General features: G+C 41.1%; 5 protein-coding genes. All 5 read left to right on the top strand.

Annotation, left to right across the window (positions count from 1 at the left end; translation table 11 throughout):
• Positions 1–148: 148 nt before the first annotated feature.
• The 5 genes from gtfA to sov all read left to right on the top strand — a co-directional run bounded on the left by gtfA (position 149) and on the right by sov (position 13,462).
• The gene (gtfA, locus tag IL356_RS01050; protein WP_121847635.1) at positions 149–1,612 is read left to right on the top strand and encodes a sucrose phosphorylase; all 1,464 of its coding nucleotides are present in this window, start codon (positions 149–151) and stop codon (positions 1,610–1,612) included.
• 128 nt (positions 1,613–1,740) lie between these two features.
• Complete coding sequence (locus tag IL356_RS01045; RefSeq protein WP_121847636.1) at positions 1,741–3,192, top strand: MFS transporter; 1,452 nt, start codon at positions 1,741–1,743, stop codon at positions 3,190–3,192.
• Between the two features lie 190 nt (positions 3,193–3,382).
• On the top strand, positions 3,383–5,677 hold the full coding sequence (locus tag IL356_RS01040) for an NADP-dependent malic enzyme (RefSeq protein WP_121847637.1): 2,295 nt from the start codon (positions 3,383–3,385) through the stop codon (positions 5,675–5,677).
• A gap of 7 nt (positions 5,678–5,684) precedes the next feature.
• Positions 5,685–6,266: a Holliday junction branch migration protein RuvA gene (gene ruvA, locus IL356_RS01035; protein WP_121847638.1), complete on the top strand. Its 582-nt coding sequence runs from the start codon at positions 5,685–5,687 to the stop codon at positions 6,264–6,266.
• A gap of 5 nt (positions 6,267–6,271) precedes the next feature.
• Positions 6,272–13,462, top strand: a complete 7,191-nt coding sequence (sov, locus tag IL356_RS01030) for a T9SS outer membrane translocon Sov/SprA (RefSeq protein ID WP_380084708.1) — start codon at positions 6,272–6,274, stop codon at positions 13,460–13,462.
• Position 13,463 lies beyond the last annotated feature (1 nt).

Raw genomic sequence — 13,463 nt, 5'->3', positions numbered from 1 at the left:
CGTTTTCGGTTGATATCTTATTTTTGATTGTTGCCTAAATGGGTCTGAGTTTTCTATCTTGCTTGAAAGTAATTGAAAATTAAGGGAGTTTGCATTTTTTCAAGAGCTATTTATCTTAACTTAAACTTAGAATTTACTCAATCAACTTATGCAGAACAAAGTGCAATTGATCACTTATGTTGATCGTTTGGGATGCAAAAATATTACCGAATTGTCTCACCTTTTTGAAACTCGCTTCAAAGGTCTTTTCGGTGGGGTGCACATACTTCCTTTTTTTAACCCCATCGATGGTGAAGATGCCGGTTTTGACCCCATCGATCATACGCAAATAGATCCGAGATTAGGTGATTGGTCAGATTTAAATAAGTTAAGTGGTCAGATAGAGATAATGGCAGATTTGATTGTCAATCATATCTCGGCCAAATCGAAACAATTCGCAGATTATTTAAAGAAGGGGGATGACTCTGAATATGCAGAATTGATACTGACCGAAGATAAAGTCTTTCCAAACGGTATTACTGAAGAAGAGATTAAGAAGATTTATAGGCCAAGGCCGGGATTGCCCTTCACCAATTTTCAACTGGAAAATGGAGAACAGAAAAACGTTTGGACGACCTTCACGGCTAATCAGATAGATATTGATGTTACGTCTAAAAAGGGAGTCCAATATCTAGAATCGATATTGAATACCTTTCAAAAGGCCGGTGTTTCAATGATTCGACTTGATGCTGCCGGTTATGCCATTAAAAAGGCCGGCACCTCTTGTTTTATGATTGATGAAACTTTTGACTTTATCTCATCGATTACTGAAAAGGCAAGGTTAAGGGGTATGTCGGTATTGGTTGAAATACACTCCTTCTATAAAACTCAAATTGAGATTGCCAGTAGGGTTGATTATGTCTACGATTTTGCCCTGCCCGTTTTGGTATTGGATACCCTATTCAATAAAACATCAAAGAATCTGAAGAAGTGGCTTGAAATAGCACCTAGAAACGTGATCACTGTTCTAGATACCCATGATGGAATAGGGATTGTTGACGTAGCTTCAGATGAGGGCGAACCGGGTTTGGTAGAAGACGAGGTGCTTAGCGAAATAGTTGAGCAAATGCACATTAATAGTGATGGCACTAGTCGAAAGGCTACGGGCGCCGCTGCTTCCAACCTTGATTTGTACCAAGTCAATTGTACGTATTTCGAAGCTTTGGGCAAAGACGAAAAGCTTTACTTGATAGCTCGAAGTATACAATTTTTTGTTCCGGGAATACCTCAGATTTATTACGTGGGCCTTTTGGCGGGTGAAAACGATATGCAATTGTTGAAAGAGACCAATGTAGGTAGAGATATCAACAGGCATTATTTCACTAAAGAGGAAATTAGGCGTAAAGTACATACCGAGTTCTTTGAGCAATTCAGTGAGCTGATTTTTCTTAGAAACACGCATGCTTCTTTTCAAGGTATTTTTGAAATAGTTGATGGTGATGATGAGGTGTTGCATCTAAAATGGAACAACGGTAGGGCTTGGTCAGAATTGATAGTAGATTTAGAAGTTATGGATGTAAGCATAGCTTATAGCCATGATACCGGGTCAAAACAATTGACTTTTATGGATTGATTAGCAAGCCGCTTCTTTTTACGAAGTGGGCTTGAGAATTGACTTTTTGATTAATCATATTGCATTTAGTAAATGCCCTGTTAAAACGCTATCTTGTTTAGTGTATAACCTGAGCAAATTGAAAGATCATGAAAATTAAAAGGCCAGCTTTAAGTTTTTGGCAGATATGGAATATGAATGTCGGTTTCTTCGGCATTCAGTTCAGTTTTGGCCTGCAGCAAACTGCTGTCAATCCAATTTTTTCATTTCTTGGAGCACATCATGAAGAACTTCCTTTATTAAACCTGGCCGGGCCGGTAACTGGTCTTTTGATTCAGCCTATAATCGGGGCCATTTCCGATAAAACATGGTCGCCCAGATGGGGTAGAAGAAAACCTTTCTTTTTAATTGGGGCCATAACGGCAAGTCTTTGTCTTTTTGCCTTTCCTTTTAGTTCTGAACTTTGGTTCGCGGTAGGATTACTTTGGATTTTAGATGCCGCAAATAATACCGCAATGGAGCCTTATCGGGCTTTTGTAGGCGATAAATTACCGGATGACCAACTAACCTATGGTTTTCAGATGCAAAGTCTGTTTGTGGGAGCTGGCATTACCTTGGCCAATTTTTCTTTGTTCTTGTTTCAAGATTGGTTCAGTGTTCCGACGGAAGCGGGTACCCTATGTTCGACTACCACAGAAGTTGTTTCCATAATTCCCAAGTGGGTATATTATTCTTTCTTTTTAGGGGCAATTGCCTCATTGGCGACCATTCTTTGGTCGGTTTATAAGACACCTGAGATACCACCATCCCCAGAAGAGATAAAGCATATTGAAGAGCATTCCCGAAAACCTTTGGTTTCAAGATTAGTGGCGCCTTTTGTTGAAATATTCAACGCTATCGGCCACATGCCTAAATTAATGTGGAGATTGGCCGGGGTCTATCTATTTCAATGGTACGCTCTTTTTGTTTATTGGCAGTTTATTACGCCCATGCTGCGCACGAGTATGTTCGGTATATCCGATGGTGATAACGAAAAGTTTGAATCTATTATGGCCGCATGCAATTCAGGTGGTGTAATTGGCACGGGCGATGTGGCCTTCGCACAAAATATCCAATCCTTATCGGAACAGGCGTTGGCCCAAACTGGTCTTATGAACGGTGCCTATAATCTTGTTACGATGGTGGTGGCACTTTTATTGGTGCCCATTGCTAGAAAATATAGTTCAAAAATGGTATATGTTCTCAGCTTGGTCTTAACGGGAATAGCCATGCTGAGCATGCCTTTCATCAATGATCAATATGCGCTTTTACTGCCAATGGTACTTTTCGGTATTGGGTGGGCGGCAATGATGGGTATACCTTATGCTATGGTTTCGAAGGTCATTCCCGAAGACAGAAGAGGAGTTTATATGGGCATCGTGAATATGATGATTGTAATTCCTATGTTGATTCAAACCGTTTCTTTTGGTTTTATAATAAAAAATATACTGGGCAATAATGCTGTGAACGCCATTCTTTTCGGTGGCGTCTTCTTCATCATTGCAGCGTTGCTGGCCCTGCGTCTTCATATTTCCAAAGAAGACGAGAAAATAGTTGTTTAGAGTTAAGTTGTTTGTTTAGAGCGGGATACAGAAATGTGCCCGCTCTTATTTTTTTGGGATGTTTAAGTGGTTGAATGTCTTTTTAAAGAGTGATAAAACTAACCCTCAGTGTCTAGAATGTGTTAGCTCTCAATCTTTTTCTATGTTATACGAAGAATACTATTAAATTTGAAGCCCAAAGGAGAACACGATGAGCAAACAGAAACAAAGGCGAGAAGCCTTGATTTACCACGCCAAACCTCAACCCGGTAAGATTAAAATAGTGCCCACCAAACCGTACGCCACTCAACGAGATTTGGCGTTAGCTTATTCTCCTGGTGTGGCCGAGCCTTGCTTGGAAATTGCGAAAGACAAAGCAAATGTCTACAAATACACGTCAAAAGGAAACTTGGTAGCGGTTATTTCAAACGGTACCGCCGTTTTGGGCTTGGGAAATATTGGTCCTGAGGCGTCTAAACCCGTTATGGAGGGTAAAGGACTTCTCTTTAAGATTTTTGCAGATATTGACGGTATCGATATTGAAGTAGATACCGAAAATGTAGACGATTTTGTTCAAACGGTTAAAAACATCGCCCCGACCTTTGGTGGAATCAACCTTGAAGATATCAAGGCTCCTGAAGCTTTCGAGATAGAACGGAGATTAAAAGAGGAACTCGATATACCCGTGATGCATGATGATCAGCATGGTACGGCCATTATTTCTGCGGCGGCTCTTTTAAATGCTTTGGAATTGGCCGGCAAGAAGATGGAAGATGTTCAAATTGTGATCAGCGGGGCTGGTGCGGCAGCTGTGTCCTGTACTAAATTATATAAGGCATTCGGCGCCAAGGCAGAGAATATTGTGATGCTTGATAGTAAGGGCGTTATTAGAAAAGATGCCGAGAATCTATCTCCTGCTAAAATGGAATTTGCCACCGATAAAGATATCAATACGCTTGAGGAAGCAATGGTAGCTAGTGATGTTTTTATCGGTCTATCGATTGCCAATATTGTGTCCCCTGAAATGCTTCTTTCCATGGCAGAAAACCCGATTGTTTTTGCGATGGCGAATCCGAACCCTGAAATAGATTATAATCTGGCCTGTGAGACTCGAAAAGATATCATTATGGCAACGGGGCGATCGGATCACCCTAATCAGGTGAACAACGTGCTAGGTTTTCCTTTTATTTTTAGAGGCGCTCTCGATGTTAGGGCAACAGGTATCAACGAAGAAATGAAAATGGCCGCTGTAAAAGCATTGGCTGAATTGGCCAAGCAACCGGTGCCTGAGCAGGTGAATATAGCCTACGGTGAAACACGACTGACCTTTAATCGTGAATACATCATTCCTAAACCTTTTGATCCGAGATTGATTTCTGAAATACCCCCAGCGGTAGCAAAAGCCGCAATGGATAGTGGTATTGCACAACAGCCCATTGATGATTGGGAAAAGTATAAGGAGGAATTGATGCAGCGGTCGGGTAATGATAACAAGGTGGTTCGTCTGCTTCACAATAGGGCCAAATTGAATAGAAAACGTATAGTTTTTGCCGAAGCGGATCATCTAGACGTTTTAAAGGCGGCGCAGATTGTGTATGAAGAAGGTATAGCCGATCCTATATTATTAGGTAAGAAAGAAATCGTTCTTGAGCTTAAGAAAGAGTTAGAATTTGATGCCGACATTCCTATTTTAGATCCAACCTCAGAAGAATTTGACGAGAAGCATATTCGTTACGCTACCAAATTTTGGGAAAGTAGAAAGCGTAGCGGTACCACTTTATATAGCGCAAAGATAAAAATGCGCGAGCGTAACTATTTTGGTGCCATGATGGTTCTTGAAGGTGATGCCGACGGAATGGTGTCTGGCTATTCTAGAGCTTATCCTACAGTGGTGAAGCCTATTTTTGAAGTGATTGGTAGAGCATCCAACGTCAAAAAAGTAGCAACAGTCAATATAATGATTACCGACATGGGGCCTCTCTTTTTGGCGGATACTTCTATAAATATTGATCCAACTGCAGAAGAACTAGCTGAAATTGCGCAGAATACGGCAAATGTGGCTACTACGTTCGGTTTTGATCCTGTTTTGGCCTTGTTGAGTTATGCGAATTACGGTTCTTCTACTCACCCGCATGCCAAAAAAGTGCGTGAGGCTGTTCGCATTCTTCATGAATCAAACCCTAAGCTGGTGGTCGATGGTGAAATTCAAACAGATTTTGCCCTGAACAAAGAGCTTCTACAAAGCCAGTTTCCTTTTTCAAAATTAGCCGGTAAAAAAGTAAATACCCTTATTTTTCCGAATTTAGAATCGGCGAATATTACCTATAAGCTATTGAAAGAATTGAACAAGGCAGACTCCATTGGTCCGATCATGGTAGGGTTGCGTCGTTCAGTACATATACTTCAATTAGGGGCCAGTGTTGACGAAATGGTCAACATGACTGCTGTGGCTGTTATTGATGCCCAAGAACGTGAAAAAAGAAGAAAAGCGAAATCGGCCCATTAGATAAAGCATGATTCATCATCTTAAAGGTAAATTGGTAGAGAAAACCCCAACCTATGTCGTTATAGAATGCGGTGGTGTTGGCTATTTTGTGAACATTTCTCTACACACCTTTTCGAAGATTAGCGATTCAGAAAGCATCAATTTATTTACCCATCTACAAATAAAGGAAGATGCGCACACATTGTTCGGTTTTGCCGAGCGTTCTGAGCGCGAAATTTTTAGATTACTTCTATCCGTTTCGGGCATAGGTTCAAGTATAGCAAGAACCATGCTCTCATCGATGAACCCCACACAAATTAGAGATGCCATTGCCAATGGGGATGTTACCTCAATACAGTCTATAAAAGGGATAGGGGCAAAGACAGCACAACGGGTTATTCTAGACCTTAAAGACAAAATTCTTAAAGTTTACGATATTGGTGAAGTTTCGGCACCAACAAACAATACAAATAAAGAAGAAGCGTTATCTGCATTAGAGGTTCTTGGCTTTGCAAGACGACCTGCTGAAAAGGTGGTCGATAAAGTGCTCGGACAGGATCCTTCTCTTAGCGTGGAGAACATTATTAAACTTGCGCTTAAAAATTTGTAACAAGTTTGAAAACAGGGGCCGAACTAATTCTTAAATTACCATTTAAGCTTACTCTCCTATTCTCAATTTTCATGGTTTCAACGGGTGTTTTTTATGCTCAAGAAACTGAAGGTGAGAATACTGAGGAGCAACAGGTAGATTCCGTCAAGACCGGTTATTCTTTGGGTAGACTCCGAATGGAGAACCCAGAAAGTATTGTTTCCAAATATATTTACGACCCACAACTTAAAATGTACATCTACTCTGAAAAAGTAGGTGACTTCGATATAGGATATCCTATTATTTTAACGCCCGAACAGTACTACGAGCTTGTTGAAAAAGAAGGAATAAAAGATTACTTCAAAGAAAAATCCGATGCCTTTTCCGGAAAAAAAGAAGGTAGCGAAGAAGCACGTAAAAACCTGTTGCCTAATTTCTATGTCAATAACAATTTCTTTCAATCTGTCTTTGGTGGGAACACGATAGAGGTCATACCTCAGGGGTCGGTCGCTATGGATCTTGGTGTCATATGGCAAAAGAATGATAACCCTTCCTTATCCCCAAGAAACCGTACAAATACCTCTTTCGATTTTGATCAGCGGATCAGTCTTAGTATGCTCGGTAAAATTGGAGAAAGACTTCAGGTAAGTGCCAACTATGATACAGAGGCCACGTTTGATTTTCAGAATATAGTAAAGCTTGATTATACACCTACTGAAGATGACATAATCAGGTCAATAGAAGTCGGTAATATATCTATGCCGTTGAATAGTTCCCTAATTCAAGGTTCACAAAGTTTGTTTGGTGTCAAGACCCAATTGCAATTCGGTAAAACGACGGTGACGGCGGTTTTCTCTCAGCAACAATCTCAAAATAATACGGTGGTAGCGCAAGGTGGTGGTACCGTAAGTGAGTTCTCAGTTACGGCATTGGATTATGACGAGGATCGTCATTTTTTCTTGGCACAATATTTTAGGGATAATTACGATCAGGCACTTACCAACTATCCATATATACGTAGTCAAGTTCAGATTACGCGTTTAGAAGTTTGGGTGACCAATAGAAGTCAACAAACATTGAATGTTCGAAATATTGTCGGTATTCAAGATTTAGGAGAATTTGATCCATTGACGAGTGATCCAGATGATAAAAAGACTCGGATCTATTCTAATGCTCCGGCTAACTTCTTTAGAATGAATACTGGTGGGCAACCAAACTCTTTACCAAGAAACAACGCTAACTTATATGACCCTGCCCTTATCGATAGAGGAGGTGTTCTTAATGGAAATATTAGGGATGTGGCCACGGTCGAACAAGGTTTCAATGCGGGTGGTTACCAGCCTAATCAGGGTTTTGATTACGCCTTTTTAGAAAATGCAAGAAAGTTGGAGCAGGGTAGGGATTTTCAATTCAACTCTCAATTGGGTTACATCTCTTTGAACCAAAGGTTGAGTAATGATGAAGTTCTGGCGGTAGCTTTTCAATATACCTACAACGGTAATGTTTATCAGGTGGGTGAGTTTGCTAATGGTGGTCTTGATGCTACAACAGTTTCTGGGGCCATCGAGAATCAGGTGATAAATAACAATACTCTGGTTCTAAAACTTTTGAAAAGTAATATTACCAATGTGTCTGATCCTATATGGGATTTGATGATGAAAAACATCTATGCTACGGGAGCGTTCCGTTTGAGTCAGGATGACTTCAAGATGAACATTTTGTATAGCAATCCTACACCGAGAAACTATATTACCCCAATTGATGATGCTACTTGGCCTGATGGTCTACAAGATAGAATACTTTTAAATGTATTCAATTTTGACCGCTTGAATGTGTACAATGATGTACAGCCCGGAGGTGACGGTTTCTTTGATTTCATACCAGGATTGACCGTAGATACCCAAAATGGACAAATCATATTTACCAAGGTAGAGCCTTTTGGTGAATACCTCTTTGAACAGCTTGGGGGTGGAGATTATAATAATGCAAATGGCTATAACCCCAATCAAGAAAGATACGTTTTTAGAGATATGTATGAGCTGACCAAATCGGCGGCATTACAGGATCCTGAAAAAAACAAATTCTTGATGAAAGGCCGGTACAAGTCAGAAGGCAGTAACGGTATTCCGATAGGTGCTTTTAACGTGCCAAGAGGTTCGGTTCGGGTAACCGCTGGCGGGCGTACATTGCAAGAAGGAATTGATTATACGGTGAATTATCAGGCCGGTACTGTGCAAATATTGGACCCAAGTCTAGAAGCTTCTAACGTTCCTATTAATATTTCTGTAGAGAACAATGCCGTTTTCGGTCAACAAACAAGACGATTTACCGGGGTAAATGTAGAGCATCAATTCAACAAGAACTTTGTTCTGGGTGCTACCATGCTTAATTTGAACGAAAGGCCTTTGACGCAAAAATCGAATTTCGGGGTCGAGCCGGTCAACAATACTATATTCGGTGTTAATGGTAACTTTTCTACTGAATTGCCCTTTCTAACAAGGTGGGTGAACAAACTACCTAATATAGATACTGATGTTCCTTCAAACTTGTCTGTAAGGGGAGAAGTGGCATGGTTAAAGCCCAATTCACCAAAGAATGCAGACTTTCAAGGTGAGACAACTACATATTTAGATGATTTTGAAGGCTCTCAATCGCTTATTGATGTGAGATCTGCTTTGGGCTGGGCGATGGCCAGTACACCTTTAGAGTTTTTAGATAGTCCTACCCAAAAAGGTTTGGAGACTGGTTTCAATAGGGCAAAGTTGGCCTGGTATACTATAGATCCTGTATTCTATACCAACCAACGGCCAGCAGGAATGAGCGATAGTGATATCTCTTCTAACAGCACTCGAAGAATATTTGTTGATGAGGTGTTCCCGAAGGTAGAAATCGCGCAAGGGCAAACCAGGCAGCAAACGACTCTCGATTTGGCCTATTACCCAAGTTTAAAAGGTCCTTATAATGCCAATGAGAATTTTGAAAGTACCACCCCAGATCAAAAATGGGCGGGTATCATGCGTTCATTGAGCAGTACCAATTTTGAACAGGCGAATGTAGAGTTTGTGCAATTTTGGGTAATGGATCCGTACGTTGATGGTACGGCCACGAGTACGGGTGAACTAGTTATTAACTTTGGTAATATATCCGAAGACATTCTGGCCGACGGCTTAAAGCAATATGAGAATGGCCTTCCTGTGAACGGAGAAGGTAGTACAAAACCTGCTAATCCTATTTGGGGTCCGGTACCTGCAACTCAGGCCTTAGTTTATGCATTTGATGTGAACGAGGGGGCTCGTGAACAACAAGATTTAGGTTTTGATGGCTTAAATGATACCGATGAATCGCAAATCTATGGTGATAGCAACGGGGCCGACCCCGCTCTCGATAATTACCAGTACTTCTTACAGCGAGATGGAGGGGTGTTAAACCGATACCTTAATTTCAACAACCCGCAAGGTAACTCCCCAGTACAGGTGACCAATACCAATCGAGGTTCAACAACTCTACCCGATGTAGAGGATATTGATCGCGATTTGACCATGAATACAGTCAATAGTTACTACGAGTATCGAGTTCCTATCAGGCCAAATACGACCATTAATGATCTTTACGTCACCGATATTAGAGATTCATTGGTGTTGTCTGGTAACCGAATTCCTGATGGAAGTACGGTGAGAACAAGGTGGATTCAATACAAAATTCCGTTAAGCGATTTTACCGATGCCGTTGGTGGTATTACCGATTTTCGCTCTATCAGTTCAATGAGAATGTACATGACCGGATTTAATAGTGATGTGGTTCTGCGCTTTGCTACTTTAGACTTGGTTAGGGGTGATTGGCGAACTTATGTAAAGAGCTTAGATCCCGATGATCCAAATGTCGGTGATGATGCAACTACTATGGATGTTAATGCGGTGAACATTCAAGAAAATGAAAATCGATCACCTATACCTTATGTTTTGCCACCAGGTGTTAGAAGAGAACAATTAAATAATAACAATACCATCATTCAGCAGAATGAGCAGTCGCTCTCGCTAGTGGTCGAAAATCTAGAGTCTCAAGATTCTAGAGGGGTGTTCAAGAACCTTAATATAGATGTTAGGCAGTATGAAAAACTGAAAATGTTCATGCATGCCGAAAAGATTTTAGAAAGTGATAGCTACGAAATCGAGAGCCCGTTGGTAGGCTTCTTGAGAATTGGTACCGACTTTTCCGAGAACTTCTACCAGTTAGAACTTCCTTTAGAGTTTACCCCTTTTAATGTGGCTTCCGAAGAAGGTGTCTGGCCTGAGAATAACGAGATGGAAATTATCCTTTCCGATTTGAACAAGGTGAAGTCGGTATGGATTGCCGGTAGCGACTTAAGTGAGATACGGTTTTTTGAGGTCATTGGTGGCGAGGTGGTTCCTGTTGATGAGTTTGCTCCGAGAACTCCGGGAACGCTTAGAATTGGTATAAAAGGTAACCCGTCATTAGGAAGCATTAGAAGCATGATGGTCGGTGTCAAGAACGTAAGCGGTTTCCCGGCACGCGGTGAGGTTTGGTTCAATGAGCTTCGTTTGGCAGGCCTTGATAATAATGGGGGTTGGGCAGCTATCGCGGCGGTTGATGCGAACATTGCCGATTTTGCCAATGTTAGTGCTACGGGTAGTACCAGTACTTCCGGTTTTGGGTCAATTGATCAAATGCCGAATGAAAGAGCCAGGGAAGATGCCATTTCCTACGATTTGGTCACCAATGTTAATGTAGGTCAATTGCTTCCGAAAGATTGGAATATACAAATACCATTTAATTATGGTATTTCCGAATCGGTAATTACACCTGAGTTCGATCCTGTATACGATGACCTTAAGTTAGATGACCGTATAGCGGCAGCCGAAGATGAAGAATCGGCTGAAGCCATCAGAACACAGGCCGAAGACTACACTAAGCGAACGAGTGTGAATCTTATCGGTGTTCGAAAAGATAGGGGTGAAGAGGCCGAGGCCAATTTCTACGATGTTGAAAACTTTACTTTCAATTATTCCTACAACGAAACCAATCACAGAGATTTTGAAATAGCCGCGCTAGAAGATAAGAGTGTTGCCGCGGGTATGTTGTACAACCACAATTTCGAACCCATCGAGGTGGCGCCTTTTGCCAAAAATGATTCGTTGTTTACTGGCAGATACCTACAATGGTTAAAAGAACTAAACCTTAACTTATTACCGACCAGCGTGTCTGTCAACTCAAATTTTGATAGACAATTCAATCAGCAACGTTTTAGAGATGTTGTTGAGGAAGGTGTCGATAAATTAGAGCTTCCGACCTTGCGTCAGCGCAATTACTTGTTCAATTGGCAATATGCGGTCAATTATAGTTTGACTAAGTCGTTGCGATTAAATATGTCGGCTAGCAATAACCACATTGTTAGAAATTATTTGGACGATCCGACTGACCCTAACTCTGAAATTGATCAAACCTTAGGTCTTTGGGATGGTTTCTGGGATTTGGGGCAACCCAATCGCCATGCTCAACAACTTGAGGTAAATTATGAATTGCCTTTTAGTAAAATACCTGTTTTGGACTTTATCAATGCCCAATATAGCTATACCAGTAACTTTGACTGGCAACGAGGAGGAGACGCCCTTAATTTGGCCATTGCGGATCAACGGAACTCCCAAGGTATCGTTTCGGTAAATACCGTTCAAAATGCCAGTACTCATAATTTGACGGCCAACCTGAACATGCAGAAGTTTTATGATATGTTAGGTCTAAAAAAGAGGGAGGGAAAAGCAAATGCGAGCGCAGCCCCGGTTCGTAGGGATAAGGCAGGTAATCCGGCTTCAGATAGTGAAAAAACTTCTAAAAAAACTAGCGGACTTTTCAATACTGCGGTAGATGTTTTGACTATGGTGAAACGATTGAATGTTAACTATAACGAAAGCAGCGGTAAGGTACTTCCAGGTTATACTCAGTCGGTAGGTTTTATCGGGTCGTTAAGGCCGTCTTTAGGGTTTGTTTTTGGTAGCCAGTCAGATGTTCGGTTCGAAGCTGCAAGAAAGGGTTGGCTCATAGACTTCAATGAATTCAATGAGCAGTATATCGAAAATGTAAACAAGCAATTGAATATAACTGCTACGGCTCAGCCGGCGAGAGATTTGACTATTGACCTTTCAGCGGATCGTCAATTCTCCAATAGCTATCAAGAAAATTATGATGTAGACCTTTGGTCGCAGAATCAAAACCCTTTGGGTAACGAATACGGAAATTTCAGTATTTCGACCCTTATGATCGGAACTGTCTTTGGAAGAAGTGATGAATTCGATTCTGAAACCTTTCAGCAATTCAAAGAAAATAGATTAACCATTGCTAACAGGCTGGTCGCCAATAGGGGTGAAGCGGTAGGAGAACTAGATGAAGATGGATTCCCGGAACGGTACGGAAAAACACAGCAAGATGTATTGTTGCCCGCTTTCTTTGCGGCCTATACGGGACAAGATGCCGAACGTGTAAATCTAGATGCGTTCAGACAGATACCTATTCCCAATTGGAACATTAAGTATACAGGTCTGATGAGGAACAAATGGTTTAAAAAGAAATTTCAACGTTTCTCTTTAAGTCACGGGTATAGGGCCGCTTATAGCATCAATTCTTTTCAGACCAATTTAGAAAAGGTGCAATTGGGCAATGATGGGTTGTCTCAAACCGATCCTGATACAGGTGACGTTATGCCTGATTTAATTCTCAACAACGTTGTGTTGAACGATGAGTTCAATCCTTTAATGAGAGTCGATTTTGAAATGAAGAATTCGGTAAGCGTATTGGCCGAAATGCGTACGAGCAGAATAATGGCCTTAAGCTTCGATAATAACCTAATGACGGAGACCAATGGAAGTGAGTATACGGTAGGGCTTGGTTATAGGTTTAAAGATGTCAAGTTTGTCACTAACATTGGCGGTAACAAAACAAGGTTGAAAGGAGACTTGAACTTGAAAGCCGATATGACTTTGCGTGATAACGTAACTATTATTCGAAACCTGGATATCGATAATAATCAAGTAACCTCGGGCCAAAACCTTCTTTCGGTCAAGTTTACCGCTGATTATGCTTTAACGAAGAATCTGAACGCATTGTTCTTCTATGATCATTCGTTTTCTAAGTTCGCCGTTTCCACAGCTTTTCCTCAAACCACTATAAATTCTGGTTTCACGCTTCGCTATAACTTTGGAAACTAGA

Origin of the sequence: Euzebyella marina (assembly GCF_014855515.1) — a bacterium.
GTDB classification, from domain to species: domain Bacteria; phylum Bacteroidota; class Bacteroidia; order Flavobacteriales; family Flavobacteriaceae; genus Euzebyella; species Euzebyella marina.
This window is presented reverse-complemented; position numbering and strand designations above follow the sequence as displayed.